18 protein-coding genes are annotated in these 21548 nt (G+C 39.4%); 9 read left to right on the top strand and 9 right to left on the bottom strand.

Going from position 1 to position 21548, the window contains the following annotated elements:
- Window positions 1–13: 13 nt before the first annotated feature.
- Together ACM03V_RS16305 and dapF are read left to right on the top strand one after the other, a co-directional pair.
- On the top strand, window positions 14–1033 hold the full coding sequence (locus ACM03V_RS16305; RefSeq protein WP_414621838.1) for a S66 peptidase family protein: 1020 nt from the start codon (window positions 14–16) through the stop codon (window positions 1031–1033).
- Window positions 1034–1342: 309 nt separating this feature from the next.
- Entirely contained in the window at window positions 1343–2185 is an 843-nt protein-coding gene (dapF, locus tag ACM03V_RS16300; RefSeq protein WP_414621837.1) for a diaminopimelate epimerase, read from the top strand.
- Window positions 2186–2689: 504 nt separating this feature from the next.
- Here dapF and ACM03V_RS16295 read toward each other — a convergent pair.
- Together ACM03V_RS16295 and leuS are read right to left on the bottom strand one after the other, a co-directional pair.
- A complete protein-coding gene (locus tag ACM03V_RS16295; protein WP_414621836.1) occupies window positions 2690–3571 on the bottom strand; it encodes a sugar phosphate nucleotidyltransferase in 882 nt (293 codons plus the stop codon).
- 640 nt (window positions 3572–4211) lie between these two features.
- Complete coding sequence (leuS, locus tag ACM03V_RS16290; protein WP_414621835.1) at window positions 4212–6788, bottom strand: leucine--tRNA ligase; 2577 nt, start codon at window positions 6786–6788, stop codon at window positions 4212–4214.
- A 189-nt stretch (window positions 6789–6977) separates the two neighbouring features.
- Between leuS and ACM03V_RS16285 the strand changes: the two genes are divergently transcribed.
- The gene (locus tag ACM03V_RS16285) at window positions 6978–7409 is read left to right on the top strand and encodes a gamma-glutamylcyclotransferase (RefSeq protein WP_414621834.1); all 432 of its coding nucleotides are present in this window, start codon (window positions 6978–6980) and stop codon (window positions 7407–7409) included.
- A 251-nt stretch (window positions 7410–7660) separates the two neighbouring features.
- Here ACM03V_RS16285 and ACM03V_RS16280 read toward each other — a convergent pair whose 3' ends face one another.
- Together ACM03V_RS16280 and ACM03V_RS16275 are read right to left on the bottom strand one after the other, a co-directional pair.
- Window positions 7661–8266 carry an anti-sigma factor family protein gene (locus ACM03V_RS16280; RefSeq protein WP_414621852.1) on the bottom strand — a complete coding sequence of 202 codons (606 nt, stop codon included), beginning with the start codon at window positions 8264–8266 and terminating at the stop codon, window positions 7661–7663.
- Between the two features lie 315 nt (window positions 8267–8581).
- A complete protein-coding gene (locus ACM03V_RS16275) occupies window positions 8582–9238 on the bottom strand; it encodes a sigma-70 family RNA polymerase sigma factor (RefSeq protein WP_414621833.1) in 657 nt (218 codons plus the stop codon).
- 144 nt (window positions 9239–9382) lie between these two features.
- Between ACM03V_RS16275 and ACM03V_RS16270 the strand changes: the two genes are divergently transcribed.
- Complete coding sequence (locus ACM03V_RS16270; protein WP_414621832.1) at window positions 9383–9646, top strand: hypothetical protein; 264 nt, start codon at window positions 9383–9385, stop codon at window positions 9644–9646.
- A 155-nt stretch (window positions 9647–9801) separates the two neighbouring features.
- Here ACM03V_RS16270 and ACM03V_RS16265 read toward each other — a convergent pair whose 3' ends face one another.
- Window positions 9802–9954: a hypothetical protein gene (locus tag ACM03V_RS16265; RefSeq protein ID WP_414621831.1), complete on the bottom strand. Its 153-nt coding sequence runs from the start codon at window positions 9952–9954 to the stop codon at window positions 9802–9804.
- A 265-nt stretch (window positions 9955–10219) separates the two neighbouring features.
- Between ACM03V_RS16265 and ACM03V_RS16260 the strand changes: the two genes are divergently transcribed.
- The gene (locus tag ACM03V_RS16260) at window positions 10220–10897 is read left to right on the top strand and encodes a L,D-transpeptidase (protein ID WP_414621830.1); all 678 of its coding nucleotides are present in this window, start codon (window positions 10220–10222) and stop codon (window positions 10895–10897) included.
- 147 nt (window positions 10898–11044) lie between these two features.
- Here the strand turns inward: ACM03V_RS16260 and ACM03V_RS16255 are convergent, their stop codons facing one another.
- Entirely contained in the window at window positions 11045–11590 is a 546-nt protein-coding gene (locus tag ACM03V_RS16255; RefSeq protein WP_414621829.1) for a late competence development ComFB family protein, read from the bottom strand.
- Between the two features lie 123 nt (window positions 11591–11713).
- A complete protein-coding gene (locus ACM03V_RS16250; protein WP_414621828.1) occupies window positions 11714–12649 on the bottom strand; it encodes a M23 family metallopeptidase in 936 nt (311 codons plus the stop codon).
- 806 nt (window positions 12650–13455) lie between these two features.
- Between ACM03V_RS16250 and ACM03V_RS16245 the strand changes: the two genes are divergently transcribed.
- The 3 genes from ACM03V_RS16245 (at window position 13456) to ACM03V_RS16235 (ending at window position 16952) form a co-directional block, all read left to right on the top strand.
- Window positions 13456–15471, top strand: a complete 2016-nt coding sequence (locus ACM03V_RS16245) for an FAD-dependent oxidoreductase (protein ID WP_414621827.1) — start codon at window positions 13456–13458, stop codon at window positions 15469–15471.
- 851 nt (window positions 15472–16322) lie between these two features.
- A complete protein-coding gene (clpS, locus tag ACM03V_RS16240; protein WP_414621826.1) occupies window positions 16323–16649 on the top strand; it encodes an ATP-dependent Clp protease adapter ClpS in 327 nt (108 codons plus the stop codon).
- 3 nt (window positions 16650–16652) lie between these two features.
- Complete coding sequence (locus tag ACM03V_RS16235; RefSeq protein WP_414621825.1) at window positions 16653–16952, top strand: DUF2103 domain-containing protein; 300 nt, start codon at window positions 16653–16655, stop codon at window positions 16950–16952.
- Between the two features lie 48 nt (window positions 16953–17000).
- Here the strand turns inward: ACM03V_RS16235 and ACM03V_RS16230 are convergent, their stop codons facing one another.
- Together ACM03V_RS16230 and ACM03V_RS16225 are read right to left on the bottom strand one after the other, a co-directional pair.
- On the bottom strand, window positions 17001–17321 hold the full coding sequence (locus tag ACM03V_RS16230; protein ID WP_414621824.1) for a hypothetical protein: 321 nt from the start codon (window positions 17319–17321) through the stop codon (window positions 17001–17003).
- A gap of 304 nt (window positions 17322–17625) precedes the next feature.
- Complete coding sequence (locus ACM03V_RS16225) at window positions 17626–18114, bottom strand: molybdenum cofactor biosynthesis protein MoaE (protein ID WP_414621823.1); 489 nt, start codon at window positions 18112–18114, stop codon at window positions 17626–17628.
- Window positions 18115–18677: 563 nt separating this feature from the next.
- On the opposite strand from ACM03V_RS16225, the gene ACM03V_RS16220 reads away from it, so the two are divergent.
- Window positions 18678–21491, top strand: a complete 2814-nt coding sequence (locus tag ACM03V_RS16220; RefSeq protein WP_414621822.1) for a PAS domain S-box protein — start codon at window positions 18678–18680, stop codon at window positions 21489–21491.
- The last annotated feature ends 57 nt before the right edge of the window (window positions 21492–21548 follow it).

Raw genomic sequence — 21548 nt, 5'->3', positions numbered from 1 at the left:
AGATACTCCCACTATGACTATCAATCGCCGAAAATTTATCGCAACCTTGGGTTTAGCAACTATCTCTACCCAAATACCATCATTTGTAGTTCAAGCAACAACATCCCCAAATACCATCATCAAGCCACCACGTCTAAAAGTAGGTGATACAGTCGGATTAATTAGCCCTGCTGGTATTATTGATTCCGAAGACGTTGAAGAAGCGCGGAAAACATTTACTGCACTGGGTTTAAAAGTTAAACCAGGTAGACATATTTTAGATAGATATGGTTACTTAGCGGGAAAAGATCGCGATCGCGCTGCTGATGTTAACGCTATGTTTGCCGACAAATCTATTAACGCCATAATTGCCATGCGTGGTGGCTGGGGTGGAAATCGGATTTTACCATTACTTAACTATAATTCTATCCGTGCTAATCCTAAAATTATTATGGGATACAGCGATATTACATCTTTATTATTAGCAATTACTGCCCGTAGCGGATTAGTAACTTTTCATGGCCCGGTAGCTACTTCTAGTTGGAATAATTTTACTTTGAAATATGTAAAAAGTATATTATTTGATGCTCAAGCGGTGGCAATGAATAATACCTTAGTTACTAAACTTAGCCGCGAAATAATTACACCGGGTAAAGCCAAGGGTAAATTTATTGGCGGTAATTTGTCAGTAATAAATTCAATGTTGGGTTCATCTTATTTACCTGAATGGAAAGGCAGTATTTTATTTATAGAAGATATCGGCGAAGATGTTTACCGTGTAGATAGAATGCTGGTTCAATTAAAAAATGCTGGAATTCTCAATCAACTATCAGGTTTTGTATTCGGACAATGTACCAGATGTAGCATGGGAGACGAACCTTCATTAAGTTTAATGCAGGTATTACAAGAACATATTCGCCCTTTAAATATTCCTGCTTGGTATGGTTCAATGATTGGTCATATTAGAGATAAATTTACACTTCCTATAGGAATACAAGTAGAAATTGATGCCAATACTGGAATAATAAAAATGTTAGAAGCGGCTGTTAGATAATCTTAACTAAATAGTTTTATGAAATATTACAAGTAAGTATCACGCAATAGTTGTAGGTTGGGTTAGACACGAGCAGACAATTTAATTTGTAACCAGAATTTTTGAATCGTGTCGTAACCCAACATTGCGATTTCTCCCCAACCACAATTAATGTTGGGTTACGGTGCAATATCAATTCCGATGTTAAAAATTATCTTATCAAGACACTTAACCCAACCTACAAAAATTATCTCTTTCAACTACTACTTAATTTTTTTCAAAAATTGGTAAGTAAATTTAATGTTCCCTGTTCCCTACTCCCTCAAATAAATGAAATATTTTAAGTATCACGCTATAGGCAACGATTATATAGTTATTAATCCTAAAGATATTTCTCAAAGTTTAACTCCCAAAGAAATTAAAATAATTTGTCATAGAAACTTTGGTATAGGCTCCGACGGAATACTTTTCGGGCCATTAAAATCTGAGAAAGGACAATTTTCACTACGAATTTTTAATCCTGACGGTAGCGAAGCGGAGAAAAGCGGCAACGGATTGAGAATTTTCTCTCGTTACTTATGGGATATGCAATTAGTCAAAGAAGAAGCGTTTACTATCGAAACATTAGGAGGTTTAGTTAAATCGGCAGTTTTCGATAATGGTAAAACCGTCCGTGTAGAAATGGGAAAAGTTAGCTTTTGGAGCGATGAAATTCCGGTAACGGGAAAACGTAGAGAAGTAATTTCCGAAAATATTACAGTTGACAATAAAGCCTTTACATTTTGTGCTGCTACTATCGGAAATCCTCATTGTGTAATTCCTTTACCTGAAATTACACCAGAGTTAGCAAAGCAATATGGTTATTTAATCGAAACCAATAATATTTTTCCAAATGGCATTAACGTACAATTCATGAAAGTACGCGATCGAGAAAACATTCAATTAGAAATTTGGGAAAGAGGTGCGGGTTACACATTAGCTTCAGGAAGCAGTAGCAGTGCTGCAGCAGCAGTTGCACGTCGTCTTGATTTATGCGATTCCTCGATTACCGTGCATATGCCAGGAGGAAATATTTTAATTGAAATTAGTGAAGATTTTTCGATTCAGATGACAGGCTCAGTAACAAAAGTAGCTGAAGGAATAATATCTGAAGAAATGTTTTTTGGGGAATAGTTGTAGTTGTAGGTTGGGTTAGACACGAGCAGACAATTTAATTTGTAACCAGAATTTTTGAATCGTGTCGTAACCCAACATTGCGATTTCTCCCCAACCACAATTAATGTTGGGTTACGGTGCAATATCAATTCCGATGTTAAAAATTATCTTATCAAGACACTTAACCCAACCTACAAAAATTATCTCTTTCAACTACTACTTAATTTTTTTCAAAAATTGGTAAGTAAATTTAATGTTCCCTGTTCCCTACTCCCTCAAATAAATGAAATATTTTAAGTATCACGCTATAGGCAACGATTATATAGTTGTAGGTTGGGTTAGACACGAGCAGACAATTTAATTTGTAACAAGAATTATTGAATCGTGTCGTAACCCAACATTGCGATTTCTCCCCAACCACAATTAATCTTGGGTTACGGTGCAATATCAATTCCGATGTTAAAAATTATCTTATCAAGACACCTAACCCAACCTACAATAATTGTCTTTTTTTTCCAATTCTCAATTTCCAAAATTAACCATCGTTTGCCGATAAACATTAGGCATTCCAATATCAAAAGTCTTCCCATCGACAACTAAACCCGTCATTCCCTCAGCTTCTCTTAATTTCTCCAAACAAGATGTTAACTGAAATTCGCCTTTTTCTCGAAAATTAGTATTAATATGTTCCGCTAAAAAATCAAAAATATTTGGAGTTAAGGCATACAAACCAAATATACACAAAAACTCATCTTCCTCCATTCCATCTACCCGCAAATTTTGTCGCGCATACTCGATAGTTGGTTTTTCATAAATTTGTGTAATTTGTAAAATAGAATTGTTATCCTGCCAAACTCCTGTAATACAACCAGCTTTATAAATTATTTCTGCTGGTAAAGAATTCAATCCAATAACGCTACGATTAACTTGTTCGTAAACTTGTAAAACTTGACGCGCACAAGATTGTTCGGCATCAGACGAATAAATATGATCTCCTAACATCAACAAAAAAGGTTCATTATTAACCCATTCCTTCGCACAGAAAACCGCGTGTCCGTAGCCTTCCTGCTTATCCTGTGCTAAAAGCGTAATTTTACTACCTAAATCTTGAAGATAATTACAATATTCCTGATTCTGTTTTGAAAGCTTGTTAAAAAGTTTAGCATCGGGTGTGTTTTTAAAATAACTTTCAAAAACCTCTTTATCATCCGGTTGCGTCACAATTCCAATTTCTTCTATACCCCCACTAACAGCCTCCTCCACAATCAACTGAATTACAGGTTTAGCCCTACCGTCTTTATCAATTATCGGAAACAGTTCCTTTTTAACAACTTTCGTAGCTGGAAATAAGCGAGTACCAAAACCAGCAGCCGGAATTACAGCCTTCTTAATTCGATTTTTCATATTTCAAGTTGGTAATTGGTAATTGGGCATGGGGCATAGTGAATTGGGCATAGTTAATAATTATTTTCTCCTTGTCCCCTTCTCCCCATCTCCCCCTTCGGGTATCTCCTCCGGAGACGCTACGCTAACACCACTTCTCTCGTACTACGGGAACCTCCCTTCACCATCTCCCCATCCCCCCATCATCCCACTCCCTAGCCACAAGGAATACCATCCTCGTAGTAATTCTACCCTGTGAAGCCTTTGTAAACTCTTATCCCAGGTTCTCAGTGGATGTTGATAATGCTGAGCAGTTTTTAACTATGGCAGTTGACAAACTGTCACTCAGTCAATTCCCTGACATAGGTCTTAAAAGATATTCTATATTTGTGCAAGGAGTGATACCACTTCACAACACGTTTGCTATAAGCTTATTCTCGCAATCCCTATCTATATGGGAATAGAGTCGAGTTCAAATGTTGCATCAAACAAGTGGATTGGTATAACTTTATACAGATAGGGCGCTTGGTAGGCAAAACTGTCAGGCGCTTTTCCATGTAACCGATTATTCATAGGTTCTCTAAAAACGAAGCCAAATAAGAAACCGGGGACTTTACCCCCGGTTGTGTCAATTGATAAACCTGCACAAGTGGAAATTAATTTAGCCGATGACGAAGTTTACCAACTTGCCGGGTACCACTATTACCTTTTTGATGGTTTTATTTTCGATATGACGTTGGGCAGCTTCTGATTCGCGAGCGTACTTTTCTAATCCTGCTTTGTCCAATTGTGCTGGAACTTGTAAATCGCCGCGTTTTTTACCGTTAATTTGAATCACCAAGGTTATTTCATCCGCAATCAACGCTTCTGGATCGTGCTTTAACCAGTTTGCGGTATGTACTGAGTCATCCTTACCCAACAAATGCCATAATTCTTCGGCGATGTGAGGTGCGAAGGGTGCCAGCATCAAAATTAAAGTATGAATTCCTTCTGGATAAACTGGTGAATCTTTGCACTTAGCATCACTCAAGGCGTTACTTAACTTCATCAATTCGGAAATAGCAGTATTGAATTGATATTCGCTGTCTACATCTTCACTGACTTCTTTGATTGCGGTATGAATCGCTCTTCGTAAATCTTTTTCAACTTTGGATTTGGGTTCTTGATTTTTAGATTTTTTAGAAGATTGAGGATTATCGACAAATTCAGTAACCAAACGCCAAACTCGGTTAAGAAAGCGGAATTGTCCTTCTACGTCAGCTTCATCCCATTCCAAATCTTTTTCCGGGGGTGCTTTGAATAGAACAAACATCCGCGCCGTATCAACACCGTATTTAGCAATTACATCTTCCGGTGCGACACCATTACCTTTAGATTTGGACATGGTAGTGTAAAGCTGCTGCAAAGGTTCGCCAGTATCGGGGTCGCGAGGATTGGTAGGATTGACTAAACTAGAAGCAACCCACTTATCTTTACCACCTTTATTGGGATTCATGTAGGTCAAACCCTGCACCATACCTTGAGTTAACAAATGTTGGAAGGGTTCGTCAAAGTTGAATAAACCTCGATCGCGCAATACCTTGGTAAAGAAGCGCGAGTATAACAAGTGCAAGATTGCGTGTTCGATACCGCCAACGTACTGGTTTACGGGCATCCAGTCATTCACCTTAGCCGAATCAAACACCTGCTTATCGTTCTTAGCATCGGTAAACCGCAAGTAATACCACGAAGAATCAATAAAAGTATCCATCGTGTCAGTTTCCCGCTTCGCTGGTTTCCCACAACTAGGACAATCTACATTTACCCAACTTTCCAACTGCGCTAACGGCGAACCACCACGCCCTGAAAATTCCACATTTTCGGGTAGCTGTATGGGTAAATCTTGATCCGGTACTGGTACAGCACCGCAATCGTCACAGTGAATTATAGGAATCGGTGCCCCCCAATATCGCTGACGGGAAATCAACCAATCTCGCAAGCGATACTGTACCCGTGCTTTACCAAAACCTTGCTTTTCGGCATATTCTACAATTGCTTTTTTAGCATCAGCAGAGGGCATACCGTTGAAAAGGTCGGAATTAACCACAATTCCCGGTTCCGTATAAGCTTCGTTCGGAATTAATACCGCGTCAGCAGCATCCGCACGGGCAACAACAACCTTAATAGGTAAATCCTTTTCTCTAGCAAACTTAAAATCTCGCACGTCATGGGCTGGTACACCCATCACAGCCCCAGTACCGTATTCGTAAAGTACGTAATCGGCAATCCAAATTGGAACTTCTTCCCCCGTAAACGGATTAATTACCTTGCCACCCGTAGGAATACCTTTTTTAGGCTTATCTTCAGCAGTACGTTCCAATTCGCTTTGGTTGCTAACTTCTTTGATAAAAGCTTCCACGGCTTCTAACTCTTCCGATGTAGTCACCTGCTTGGTTAAAGGATGCTCTGGCGCTAATACTACGTAGCTCACACCATATACAGTATCGGGTCGCGTAGTATACACGGCTATTTTCTCATCCATTCCCACAACGGGGAATTCTAAATAAGCTCCTGTGGATTTACCAATCCAGTTAGCCTGCATGGTTTTAACCCGCTCCGGCCATCCCGGCAACTTATCCAAGTCGTTTAATAATTCTTCGGCATAATCAGTAATTTTAAAGAACCACTGCCGTAACAATTTACGCTCGACAATGGCACCACTACGCCAAGAACGACCTTCATTATCAACTTGCTCGTTCGCCAATACAGTTTGGTCTATGGGGTCCCAATTTACTGCTGCTTCTTTTTGGTAAGCTAAACCTGCTTGGAAAAACTGCAAGAAAATCCATTGCGTCCACTTATAATAATCCGGCGAACAAGTAGCGACTTCGCAATCCCAATCAATAGATAAACCGAGACGTTTTAACTGGGAGCGCATTTGCTCAATATTTTGATAAGTCCACTTCGACGGAGGTACTCCCCGCTTAATCGCAGCATTTTCCGCCGGTAAACCAAAAGCATCCCAACCCATAGGGTGGAGTACCCGATACCCTTGCATTCGCTTGAGACGGGCAATCACATCAGTAATCGTGTAGTTACGAACGTGACCCATATGCAGGCTACCCGACGGGTAAGGAAACATGGATAGCGCGTAAAATTTTGGCTTGTTACTATCTGTAGAAGTTTTATCTATGCCAACTTCCGTCCATTTATTCTGCCACTTTTGCTCAATTTCTGCTGGGTTGTATCGGGTATCCACCGGAAATACTCCTAATGCGACTGTTGCTGTGTCTGAAAAACTATTGTAGATGCTGTTGGGGATGGGGAGAGGGGGGGAGAGGGGGAGATGGTGAGATGGGGGAGAGGGGGGAGAATAAATAATTATTACCAATTATCAATTATCAATTACCAATTACCAATGCCCTATTCCCCGTGCCCAACAACTAATATGTGTAAACAAAAAAATTCTGACTTGTTACGGGTGTTTGTATACGGAACCCTTAAGCCAGGTGAAGCAAATTATCAATTCTACTGCGCGAATCACGTGGTAGATGTAAAAAAAGCTTGGACTTGTGGTGAATTATATGGGCTACCCCAAGGATACCCAGCGATGACTCAAGGAAATAATTCGGTTTACGGTTATTTGCTTTCGTTTAACGATTCAAAAGTTTTGAGTAATCTTGATGAACTTGAAGACTATCATCCTCAAAGACTTGCTTCAGAAAATCTCTACAACCGAATGCAGGTTGAAATATTTGATTTAGAAAGTAATTCTCTTGGTTTAGCCTGGGTTTATTTTATGAGTTCTGCAAAAGTCTACCAATTAAAAGCCACTCCGCAAACTGATGGTTTGTGGAGTGGGAAAGGAATAAATAATTAGGAGTTAGGAGTTAGATTACATATAAAAGTGCTAACTATAAACTTGCACTAATACTCCTTTTCATTACTTTTGATAGGTTTTTAGTAAGGACTTCAGTCTTTCAAGGGCTAAAGCCCTGACTACGAACCTTTATTTACCCGTCAAATTTAATGCAATCGACTAATAGTTTATTTCTGAAAAATCCTTTGATTTTTAACTACTAACTACTAACCACTAACCACTAACCACTAACTACTAACTTTATAAATAGTTTAATTAATGTAATTTTCAGAATCTAAATTTACGGGCTGGGTTTGGTTGATTCCTTCTTGAGGAAGACTTTGCGTTGCTTTAGGTATTTGTACCAGTGGTTCATTCAAAGCAACCATTGGCAATGATGCCATTTCTTCTGAAGAATTTTGCTGTGTTTGTTCCAAAGGATTGCTAGCAAATCGGAACATTCCCGGTTCGTTATTGGGAATTAGACTCGAAGCAAAACCAATAACGCAAGCAGCAACGGTAGCACCTCCTAACATCCAAGCCTTTCTGCTACGACGGCGTAACCGTGCCATTACGCTATCAACTGTTTCTTGTATAGAATTTTCTTGCGGTACTGGAAGATTCCGCAAGCCTTGCCGCAGTGATAAAAGTCGTTTGTGCAAACTTTGGACTGAGGGGTCATTTGCCAGCCAATCTTCTACTTGCCTACGTTCGGCAGCTGTTACCTCACCATCAAGGTAAGCACTTAATAACTCGAAGCGATCGCGCTTCACCATATTCTTAGCACCCGTTAATTTATTGGTATTACGGTCATTCCCATCCCGCAATTCTTTTCGACTTTGCAAGCGGGAATCGTCAAAGTGATGTTCTGTATTCATCTTAACATTATTACCAATTAATACACGGGTATATACAGCAGGCAACCGATCAAATTGACGAGAATGTTCTCCCAACGGCACAAGCACAAAATGTTTCTTAACAAATAGTTAATTATCGTTAATTTCAGCTATAAGGAATATTCCAACACATGATTTGATATCGAAGGAATTTGATATCAAATCTAAACTCAGAATTTCGTATTTGTAGATAACGGGTTCGCGCAGTAAGCGGGTAGCGTATATTCTACCGCTTAATATCGTGTGTTAATCGTAGTTCGGGGGAATCCACCTGAGTGTGAGGATGAACGCTGCAATTTACGACTCTACATAATTTTGTAGTTGAGTTTGCAGTCGGGATCTCGCTCTCGCAATTCTTGACTTGACCGTTCCTAGAGAAACGCCGGTCATTTCGGCGATTTCTTCGTATGCCAATCCTTCAATTTCGCGCAACACTATAGTGGTACGAAATACTTCGGGCAAATCTGCGATCGCCAAGCGTAGTTGCTCGTAAAATTCTCTTGTTGTCAGTTCTTCTTCGGGGCCGGGAGTATCGCCAGCGATTTCCCAATCCATTTCTCCATCGTCTAAAGTACGGGGAGCATCAAGTGATAAAGGACTAACAACTCGTTTGCGTTTACGTAACTCGTCATAGAACAAATTAGTAGCAATACGACTTAGCCAACCTCGGAATTTACAGGGGTCTTGCAATCGACTAATATTCCGGAAAACTCTTATCCAGACTTCCTGAGCTAAGTCAGCTCTATCACCCCAATCGGGCGCTAAGTGATATAAAACTCTATCAACTTGCGATTGATAGCGACGCATTAGTTCTGCAAAGGCTGTACGTTCGGGACGCACGCCGGTCTGGCAGCGTAAAATCAGGTCGTGGTTTGAAAGTTTATCAACTTCTACTGGTGCTTCCGGCAGTCTGGCATCGAGCGTAGACCAAGATGCAGTAATCGATTGACTCATATATCTTACTGGCTTTAAATCATCCCTATCTATTAGACCTGAAGACGAGCAGTTAGTTCCCCTTAAAAGTGACGGATTTACAACTGGAACAAATAGTTGACAAAATATTCAGTAAAATCACGGGTTAATTCGGGGCTTGGAAGAATGGCTGCTGCACTTACTATAACCAGCTTTGAAGGTAAATATTGCTTGACCCAAACAACAATAGTTTATAGTGCCACTCTGCATAACTGCCTGTTTGTGTGGTATTCCGAAATATGTAAAGCTGTATTTTGGGATACCAAATCCCGAACGTTGGAGAATGCCAGTTTTAGCAATAATCCCTCACCAACAGATGCCAAAAAATTGAGAGCAAATCAAATTATCCTTTACTTGCAAAAACCAATGAATCACAATTATGTATTGTGAATAGAATTCTTACGCTATTTATATAATGAAGGACGAATCATACTATTTATGAAATTTCTCTAAAAAATTGTGAAAAACAAGTATTACATTGAACTTTTGTTTCATACACTACAGGATTTGATACAGTCTGAGGATAAAAGTAATTTTCGGTCGTTTTATTCTCGTAGCATCTTAACTAAAATCTGAGGTGCTGTATCCGTTTTAGGAGGATAAGTACCTTCAAAATCTTTATGTAACGGTACTTGAACTTGCACGAACATATTCAAGGAAAATGTAATACTTACTGCGAGCAATAATTTCTCTAACATAATTTATCTCCCACTCACCGAGTTAATGATTGGTAATTAGACTGTAATAGTTCCGGATATTGACCTATACTCTAAATTTTTTTTTGCTGTACAAGTAATAGTAAAACCGGGATAGCCTTAGTTTGCCCGCATAGAGACGGTAAATTAATAAATAAACTTTTAAGAGTTTGTAAATGTTTGATGAGAAGAATAATAATTAAAATTAGTTAAAAGTTTATATAAAAGAAGATTTGGTGTGTATGGGAGGCTTTATAGAGGCACAAAAATGGTACGAAATGATTCTTTAGCGCGTGTAGTGATGCTGCTGTGCTTCGTGACAGCAATTTTATCTTTAACCCTTCATTGGCGAATTAGTACTTCAGTACCGACGAACACGGCAAAAAATTCGGATCGAGTTAGCAATGGCGAACCGGTCGATTTTTTTGCACGACAAATTCGGCGTTTTGTATTTGTGGAAAAAGATGTGACGAAAGATTCTGTAGCGAAGTCATCATCAAAGGCACCTGTATTAGCCTCTCCACAAAAAATGACGAATAAACGTTTAAATGCATCTCCTGAGAAAAAAGTTGTAGTTGATTTAAGCGATCGCCGAGTTTACGTATATCGTCAAAGTACGGTTATCGCTAGCTATCCGATTGGTGTAGGAAAGAAAGGATGGGAAACACCTGTAGGAACTTTTGAAGTGATGCATATGCAGCAGTTCCCCGCATGGGAACATCCAATTACCGGTAAAGTCTTTGCAGCAGGACCAAATAGTCCTTTAGGAGAACGTTGGATTGGTTTCTGGTCTGATGGGCACAACGAAATTGGCTTTCATGGAACACCGGACTCGGATCTAGTAGGAAGTCCCGTATCTCATGGCTGTTTAAGAATGCGTAATCCCGACGTTCGCTTACTCTACGAACAAATTAGTTTAGGAGTACCAGTGCAAGTGCGGAAATAGGAAAGGGGGAGATGGGGAGATGGGGAGATGGGGACAAGGAGAATTTAAACCTTTAATCTTTAACATGCAGACCTTTGACCTTGCTAACTCCTAACTCCGCGCCTCCTAACTACTTCTCACTCTTAACTCTTAACTCCTAACTCTTCCCTACTCCTCACTCTTTTGCTCAAAGTTTGGGGCGTAAGCCTGAAGTAAAGTGCTAACTTGACGCAAAACTTCGTTGCCAGTGTTTTTACCAATAGCTTGACGTTCGGGGAAGAAGTCAGGGTTTTCGATGTAACGAGAAATTGCTTCCTTGACTTGCTGGGAAATAAATTCGTGAAGTTCTGTTTTTGCTCTTTGCCGTTGGTAAGTGGCACCTTCCTCTGTAGTGGCATACAGAGGTGGCAGACGGTTGAGTGCATAAGCGGCTATATCCCCTACATCAAGGGATTTATCGCTAGTTGCTTCAATTTGCGCTACTCGTGCGATCGCCTCCGTTAGCACCAACTCTTCCATGACGTTAATGAATTGTTTGCGAGGTACCGCCACTACCTCACCAGTTAACAACGCCCCCATTAATCTATCAAGTGCCATGTACTCTTCTATAGAGAGTTCGGAGGCATTGTCGCAGATGCGCCCAACTTCAGCTTCCATTGTTGGTGTTAGATAACCATCATGGAGAGCTAGTTCTACAATTTTTTCAATACTCATAACGTTCATTTTATTATCAACCACCAAAAGCTTGGTAGGACGGTACCACTGTTATTTATTACTTTTCCCACACTAGGTAAATAATACACATTAATACGACAAAAGTAACAAATAACATCCCCCTTATTTAATTGCGTTGTACCGCCAGGGTACTGGATCTACAGCTTGTCCGTTAACGTACACACCCCAGTGTAAATGAGGACCTGTAGAAGCACCAGTAGAACCGATGCCGCCAATAAGTTGTCCTGGTTTTACCATCTCACCTTCTTTAACGTTAATCCGATTCAGGTGCATAAAAATGCTGGTAACTCCTTGTCCGTGGTCGATTCCCACTACGTTTCCGTGTACGTTGAAACCTTGGGATACTGTACCAACTAAAGCAACCCGTCCACCAGCTGGTGCAACTACGGGTGAACCGTAGCCACCTGCATAATCAACGCCGCGATGGTAATAGTCATTTGCAAATTTACCATTATAGTAGCGACGAACACCATAAATTGTACTAATACGTGAATTATTTGGTCGCTGGAAAAAACCGTTCCAATATTTTTGTGGTGTGACAAGTGCTTTAAAAGCTTTTACTCGATCGAGTTCGTATTGAGTTGCTTTTAAACCGCCTTTACCACCGCGTAAAGTAATTCTTTGTGTAGGAAATGTCCGATTGTTTACCCATACAGCCAAGTTTCGCGTTGTTCCATCACCAGAAACTTGAATTACTTTCCTTCCGTATTTTTGTAATGGAGTAGTAGGAATAAACGCACGATACTGATTTGGTGCAATTTGAAATATTGGGTAAGTTTCTCCGTTGCTAGTCACTCGTAAGTTGGCAGCGTTAGAGGGGTTATCGGGAGTTACCATCACCGATATTGTGTCCCCTAATTTGGGTGACGATGGATTTAGCTGGACTTGTGCGGCTTCTGCTGCAACAGTGGCAAAGGCAATAGGGGCAGCACTAACAATACCCAGCACCATTTTGGCACCAAGATTTGCTTTTACACCTTTAAAAATTGAAATTAGTAGCCCCGGACTTTTTGTAGCTACGTCTCGCTCGTTATTCATATATCTATAGACACATTTATTGCTTCTGCTTGAAAACAGACGCTTCATGTTATGTGTAGTGTTTCCGACTTACAACATTTATTTGTTTTAACATTAGTTTTGTTCAATACCATTATCATAAAATATACTTATGTTTATTCTGTGTATAAGCACAAATAATTATACGTAGGAGTATAAATAGGTTAGATGCTTTCGGGTAGGGAATTAGCGATAAAAAAAGATTTTCAGCAGGTGCGATTGAGAAATAAACCTGTTCTTCAAATCAATAAAGCAAATATAAATGATTAAATTAAAATTTTATATATTTAGAATTTCTTAATAATTTTAATGTAAATAAGTGCTTGGCTTAATAAATAAACCAAGCATTATAAATTAATAATTTTCAACTGGGAGAAGAAATTAATCATGATAATACACGCTTTATAAATCAAAATTAGTTCGTTAATAACCAAAAAAGATAAGAGAATCAAACGCTAAATGATGTTTATTAAGTTTAATTGAAAGCTCTTATAAAGCTGTTATTAACACGATTTTAATATAGTTCGGTTCATACAAACTGCAAGTGAAGCCATTAAATGCAACACAATTTATTAGAATCACAAAATATATAAAATTTAGTTTATTTATCTATTTCATAGTCTAGCTTGATAATATTATGCATAGATTTTATATATGATGCTACAAAAAGAAATTTGACCTAAATGTAAATTAAATTACTTTTTTTACTTATTTTACCCCTTGCGGTAAACATTTCCGCAATGGTAGCGTCTAAATCTATTACAGGAGTTGAACGGAATTTGCTAACAATGAAACGCTCGCTATCTTTACTTACTCTTTGCTCGACTTTGATTTCATTTTTAACCCCCTTATCTGTTGTTGCAGCGCCATCTACACGACCAGATAAAACCGTAGAATGTGACATCTTGGTTGTAGGTGGTGGATTATCCGGTATAGCTACAGCTTATGAAGGTTTACTTGCAGGAAAAGAAGTTTGTTTAACAGAAATAACTGATTGGATGGGAGGACAAATTTCTTCTCAAGGAACATCGGCACTTGATGAACGTCCTACTCAGCGTCAAAAACTATTTTATTCTCGCGGTTATTTGGAGTTACGAAAACGCATCCGTCAAACTTACGGTGAACTTAACCCCGGTGACTGTTGGGTTTCGGATTCTTGTTTCCTTCCTCGCGATGGGCACAAAGTGTTGGTTTCGCTGCTCAAAGATGCTCAAAGAAAAGGTAGAGGGAAACTGCAATGGTTTCCTAACACTGTTGTTAAAGAAATTGAAACTGCTAACGGTGGAAAGATAATTGACGGTGCTTATGCTATTCAACACAAACCGGCGAGTGGTGCCCCCCCTATCAATACTTTTACCTTATCTCAAACCATCGAAGATGCTTATACCTATGAAAATTCTTCGCGTTTGAGCAAATCTATTATCCGGTTTGTTCCCAATCAAGGGAATAAGGGCAATGCTCCGAGTTGGTATGTAGTAGACGCTAGCGAAACCGGCGAAATTATTGGGCTTGCCGATGTTCCCTATCGTCTTGGTATCGATCCACGTTCTTATTTAGAGCCTTCTTCGTCGAGTGCCACAAACGATCCTTACTGCACCCAAGGTTTTACTTACACCTTTGCAATGGAGACTACGAAGGACTCTCAACAACATGAGATGCCGAGCTTTTATCCACAATATTCTCCTTACTACAGCTATGAGTTAAAACGCTTGGCTAGCTTCGAGTTAGTGCATACCTATCGTCGTATTTGGAGTCCTAAAAAGGGCGAGCCGATGAAATTTGGCGGTATCAACTTTACTGCTCCCACTCCAGGGGACATTTCCATGCAAAACTGGACTTGGGGTAATGATTACCGTCCGGGAACCGCTCAAGATAACCTGATTTATACTCGCGGGCAGCTTCAAGCCAGCGGACAGTTAGAACCTGGTGGCTGGATGGGAGGACTCAGAACGGACGCTTTACGTAAAGGAGAGGAAATTTCTAAAGGATATTTTTACTGGTTGGTTAGGGGAACTACTGATTCTCAACTTGGTGAAGGTGTAAAGAAACCCCATCCAAATCAGCGCTATCTTAAAGGTTTAAATTCCCCGATGGGAACGGCACACGGTTTATCTAAGTATCCGTATATGCGTGAAGGACGGCGTATTATTGGTCGCCCCGGTTATGCACATCCCCAAGGTTTTACTATCGAGGAAATTGATATTTCTCGCCGCGATTACAATGACGAATATTACCAAAAGACTTTACCTGCAAGGATGTATCGTCGGCTAAAAGGTTCTTTAGCGGGTTTAGAAGCAATATCAGTGCTTACTGGTCAAAAGCGCCCCGAAGACGTAGCCAGACGGACTCGTTCTACGGTTTTCCCTGATGCGGTAGGTATTGGGCATTACGCGATTGATTTTCATCCCTGCATGACAAAAAGTCCTCCAGAAGCACCAGGAAATACCGAACGCGAAGGTGAAAGACGCGGTGCTGGACAAGCTTATCCATTCCAAATTGCGCTTCGAGCAATGATTCCTCAAAAAATTGATAACTTACTAGTAGCTGGTAAGAGTATCGCTACAAGCCACATTGCTGCTGCCGCTTATCGCGTACATTCCTTTGAATGGTCCGCCGGAGCAGCTGCGGGAACTACAGCAGCTTTTGCACTGAAAAATAATGTCGCACCTTACGAATTAGTGGATGAATTACCTAGACTTGAACCCCAGCTAATTGAATTACAACGGTTATTAAAACAAAACAACAACCCGACTGCTTTCCCCGATACTTCAATTTTCAATCAAAACTGGAATGATTGGAAATAAGTAAGCAGTTATCAGTTAACAGTTAACAGTGAACAGTGAACAGTGAACAGTTATCTGTTACCAATAGACATCTCCAGAAATGAAAAAGACCTCTCTCCTAGTAGGAGAGAGGCTTAAAAAACCACTTTCCCGCTTCTGGGAAGGGGGCAAGGGGCTCGCGGTCAAAGTGTAAATTTAAAACTATATAATCTTTTCCGGAGATGTCTAATTACTATTTTCGATCAAGATTGTTCCAAATTAAGGGGTATGCAGTGACTGATATGCTTATCAGTAGTGATTATCGGGAGCATGATAATTGATAATTGGTAACTGATAACCACTGATTGCGAACAATGCATTAAACTAATTATTTGGAATGCATTTTTTGACACTCTCCGGGATAAATCCATGGAGATTCTTGGTTCAACGAGTCCGCTTAGTTTAGATCCCTTGCAGTATCTAAACCAGAGGTGGTTCTCTCCTCAAGTTTTAACTTTCCGAGTGCCCCTCGGTAGTTGAGCCACTCGACACCGGGCACAGCCGGTGTCCAAGTGGCGTTGGATTGTTCCAAAATTTGTTTTGTTAAAAATTCTGTGTCGTCTAGTTTCCATGAAGATTTTACCTATTCCTGGTAAAAAACTAGAACTATGGAATAGAACCCACCAATCTTCAATTGTCAAGGTACAGATTGCCGCTAGGCATTTGGGTTTTTATACAGGTTAATTACCGTTCCTGTTAGGGTTATTGTATCATGAAAGGTTAAAACCTTTCCACTCGTTGAACATCTCCGGGATAAATCCACGGAGTTTTAGTCTAACGACTCACTTCGTGAACAACTTCATCTTTGTATAAAAATCTGTAGCGAATTTTTTATGGTTACTAAAGTATCGGCTAATTTTTATGGGATGGCTAACGCACCAACCATAGCACCCGAACGTTCAAGTCAAGTTACGCGCAAAACATATCCTAATTTTAAAGTTATTGTCCTTAATGATGACTTTAATACTTTTGCCCACGTTGCCGAATGTTTGATGAAATATATTCCGGGAATGAGTGGCGATCGCGCTTGGGAACTGACCAATCAGATACATCATGAGGGACAAGCGATTGTTTGGGTAGGGCCTCAAGAACCTGCCGAACTATATCACCAGCAACTCCGTAGGGCTGGTTTGACAATGGCTCCCCTTGAGGCTGCGTAAAAAATGGCTAAACCCACCTCTAAATCCGGTAGACTCGTTTGGAATCACTCTACTCACATCAACGGTCTTATCTCTATTCTCGAACGTCTCTGCAACCAAGATAGTATTCAAACCATAACGCCAGGGGAAATCCGTCGTGTAAGAGGTCACTCTCCTCATATGCAATTACGAGTATCGGTTCCAATTAGAGGTGGGTTTAAAATAATCGCACGTCACGGAAAAACCGTACAAGAGGTATTTATCCTCACTACTTTAGAACAAAATGAATTAAAAAATGCAATTTCTATTGCGATGAAGAAATAGTTGTTAGTGGTTAGTGGTTAATGGTTAGTTGTTAGCTACTATCTACTTCTAATCATGAATTCGTCGCATCGCAAATTTATGCAATGGTAAGCAGAGAACACAAGAGAATGTGAGAAAATATGATAAAGCTGTAGTCATTCTTAAACTCATCAGTACAGCTTCCCCCGATGGTAAAACTGCTTTCTCAATACCAAAAGCAACACAATAAACTAACCAGTACGAAAAGCTCATTCTAAACAGAATTTTTTCAGTTTGCTGCATTTCGGTTTCAAGCTGGTCTTTATCCCACAACAATACTAAACCCGCAATGCAAGCAAAGAATGAAAGCATTACAAAAAATTCATGGCAGACAAAATTTATTTGATGCATGGCGCGTTTGTTCAAAAACTTTTCTTTAAAAAATAAGTCTAAAGGAATAATTCTTTAGAAGTAATACATAGTTACAAAGCTCAATAAAACAATCGGATTTGTGTTAAGAAATACTATGAAACAATAATTTTTAAGTCAGGGAGCAGGAAACAGGGAGCAGGAAACAGGGAGCAGGGAATAGGGAATAGGCAGCAGGGAGCAATGAAGTGCGAAGTAAGTGATGGAATAAAAGTTATTTCCTCATCCCCTTGTCCCCTCATCCCCTTGTCCCCTTGTCCCCTTGTCCCCCAATCTCCCCCTCTCCTCACTCCTCCACTTCACAAGCACCAATACTTACCCAGTTACTGGAACCATCGCGATTATGTTCTTTTTTCCAAATAGGAGCATTATGCTTGAGAGTATCAATTGCGTAACGACAAGCATCAAAAGCTTCCGAACGATGGGGACAACCAACTGCAACTAAAACACTGATTTCACCGATTTTTAAATGTCCGGTGCGGTGATGAATTACTATACGGTTTGTATCCGTCCACTTTTTACGAATATCATCTGCAATTTGATAAAACACCCGCAGTGCCATTGGTTCGTAAGCTTGATACTCCAAAGAAATTACTGGTATTCCATCGGTTTGATTGCGAACTGTTCCACTCATTAACACAATTGCACCGTTGGCTGGGTGGTCGGCTAAGCTATAAACTTCACTGAGTGAAAGAGGTGCAAAAGTAATCGCGAAATTATCTTCCGAACTAGGTTTTAGTGCAGAATTAAAGCTGGTTGAAGTAAGGGAGTTCATTTCGTTTTCTATAATACTTAAGTGTATTGTCTTCTATTTAAGACACGAGATGAAGATGGGAGTTAGGAGTTAGGAGTTAGGAGTTAGGAGTTTATTAATATGTCTTCGCTACACCTTCGGTGAATAAAAGTTCTTAATTGATAACTGGTCACTGATAACTGATTTTTATTCTATGACAAAAAATACCAAAGTACACGTAAAACAGGTTATTATTGCGTAATAATACTTATGTAAGGCAATTCTTTTTTTATTAGCGATTAGGCATATTACTATAGTTGATGTGACGGAATTGTCTGCGGGCAGTTGTAGATAACCTATATAAAAATGTTTTTAGTTAGATGCCGACTTATAAATAAAGTTTCTTTGGCGGTAATTTATCCCAGTTGAAGTTTCTGTAATCAAGTGAGGATGTATTAATGCAATGCTGCTTGCTTTTGAATTTTCTGGCAGATAGCCGGAGCTAAGCTACAATCCGAGCGTTAATTTTTTCCTATTAATGAAGTTTATATAACAGTAAGATTCTCCGAATGCAAAGGAAATTCAGTAATAGTAGGAAAGATTTTATGGATATAACAATTTCTCAAGTTGAGAAGTTAAGGTTAAAAGCTTTATATCAGTATCAGATTCTTGATACTGCACCGGAAGAGGCTTTTAACGATCTGGTTTTGTTAGCGAGCCAAGTTGCGGGAACATCGATTGCTTTGATTAATTTTGTTGATGCTAAACGTCAATGGTTTAAAGCGAAGGTGGGATTAAGTGTTTCAGAAATGTCTAGGGATGTAGGCTTTGGTTCCTTGTGCGTCAGTCTTGGTAAAACTTTAATTATTCCCGATACTCTAGCATCGGAAAAATTTGCTACCAATCATGTGGTTGTTTCGGAACCAAACGTAAGATTTTATGTGGGTATCCCGTTGATTGCACCTGGAGGTGAGGCGGTAGGAACTTTATGTGCGATCGATACGGTAGCGCGTTCGATTACTCCGCAACAGATAGAGTCACTCAAAGCGATTAGTCGTTTAATAATCAAGCAATTAGAAATACGAACTGGTTTAAATCAATTAGAGGATATTAAAACAGAATACGAACAAGCAAAGCAAGCCTTGGATGAAAGCGAAGGTGTTATAAAAAGTTTTTTTGATAGTGCCCCAATGATGATGGGGATTGTTGAGGTTCGGGAAAATGATATTTTACACATTTCTGGTAATACTCACGCGGCGAATTTCTTGGGTTTGACGACTGAAGCAATGAGAAACCGCTTTGTAAGCGATATGGGTATTTCGTCACAGCTTATAAGTCAGTGGATTGATTATTATCATCAAACAGAAACTACTCAATCTTCTATAACTTTTGAGTATCCTTTTGATACTCAAAATGGTAGCAGATGGCTCAAAGCTAAAGTTTCACGGATTCAGAATTGCTCGTCCAATCTACCTAGTCGATTTGCTTATTTGGTTGATGATATCACCCAGCGTAAAGAAGCGGAAGAAAGACTACGGTGGAAACAAACACTTTTACGTTCGATGACAAGCGTGTCACCGCTAGCTTTTTATGTGGTAGAAAACCGCACTGGGAATATTTTGTATGCAAATCAACGTTTTTATGATATTTGGGGTATTGGTCATTTAAAAGAAATTGTTGCAGAAGGAATATTGCAGCACCAAGACATCGTAGAAGAATGCGGTAAATTAACTTCTCTTGTTCCTGCATTTATTAAATCTTGTCAACCCGATAATATTGAAAGATGCATTTGCGAGGATGAAATTTTATTACCAGATGGTCGTACTATTCGCCGTTTTTCCAGAGAAATACAGAATCAAGATAATCAAGATTTTGCGCGGCTATATATGTTTGAGAATATTACAAGCCGCAAGCATACCGAACATCAACTACGCGAACAAGCAGCATTATTAGATATTGCTTCGGATGCTATTATCATGCGAGATTTATCTCACATAATTTTACTGTGGAATAAAAGCGCCGAAACAATTTACGGTTGGACGGAAGAAGAAGCTATTAATAAAAATGCTTATGAACTTTTACAACCCGAACTTTTATCTGGGAAAAAAGAGGATATTTATAATAAAGTATTGCAGGATGGTTCGTGGCAAGGTGAATTAAAAAAAGTTAGTAAATTGGGTAAAGAAATTATTATTGAAAGTCGATGGACTTTGGTCAAAGACGAGCATCAAAAACCCAAATCTATCTTGACTGTTGATACCGATATTACGCAAAAGAAAGAATTAGAAAAGCAATTTTTACGCGCTCAGCGCATGGAAAGTATTGGTACTTTAGCTTCCGGTATCGCTCACGATTTGAATAATGTGCTGTCGCCGATTTTAATGTCAGTGCAGTTGCTTAGAAATAAAAGTCGCAGCGAACAAGAAAAATCCATGCTATCCATTGTGGAAAATAACGCCAAACGCGGAGCTAATCTGGTAAAGCAGGTGTTGTCATTTGCAAAAGGAATCGAAGGCGAACGCACTGTAATTTCGGTTCCAGAATTGGTTTGGGAGATGAAGCAAATTGTCGAACAAACTTTTCCTAAATCAATTATATTCAATGAGTCAATTCCACAGAATTTGTGGCAGATATGGGGCGATAGTACTCAATTACATCAAGTATTATTAAATTTATGTTTGAATGCTCGCGATGCGATGTTAGATGGGGGCAAATTAAAAATTTCTGCCGAAAATATTGTAATTGATAACAACTACTCTGGGATGCATCTTGATGCAGAAGTGGGTTCTTATGTTGTTCTCAGTGTTTCGGATACGGGTATTGGTATTCCTCAAGAATTGTTAGACAGGATTTTTGAACCATTTTTCACTACAAAAGAATTTGGTAAAGGCACTGGATTGGGTTTATCAACCGTAATCGGGATTATTAAAGGTCATAATGGATTTATCAATGTATCGAGTACTGTAGGCAAAGGAACAGAATTTGAAATATATTTACCAGCAGCTAATACCAATGTAGAACGGCAAACTGAATATTTTAAAACACATGCTGGAAACGGCGAATTAATTTTAGTTGTTGATGACGAGCCGTCAATTAGAGATATTACTTTGGCTACCTTGGAACAGTACAATTATCAAGTCATGACTGCTAACGATGGAATTGAAGCGATCGCACTTTACGCTCAACATAAAAATAAAATTAGTGCGGCAATAATTGACATGATGATGCCGAATATGGATGGCGCAACTACCATTGATACATTACATAAAATGAATCCTTATTTACGGATGATTGCCGTCAGCGGATTAGCAACCAGCGAACAAGTACCTTTTGATAAAACTTCTAAATCTACAGCTTTTTTACCCAAACCATATACCGCATCAGATTTATTAACAGCTTTGCATTCGGTTTTGAATTAGTTGTTAGTTTTTAGTTGTTAGTTGTTAATTGCTTGCTCCCGTTATCTTCTAACTTTA

Source organism: Calothrix sp. CCY 0018 (genome assembly GCF_963920925.1).
Taxonomy (GTDB): domain Bacteria; phylum Cyanobacteriota; class Cyanobacteriia; order Cyanobacteriales; family Nostocaceae; genus Rivularia.
The sequence above is the reverse complement of the archived record's forward strand: the minus strand, read 5'-3'. Positions and strand labels throughout refer to the sequence as shown.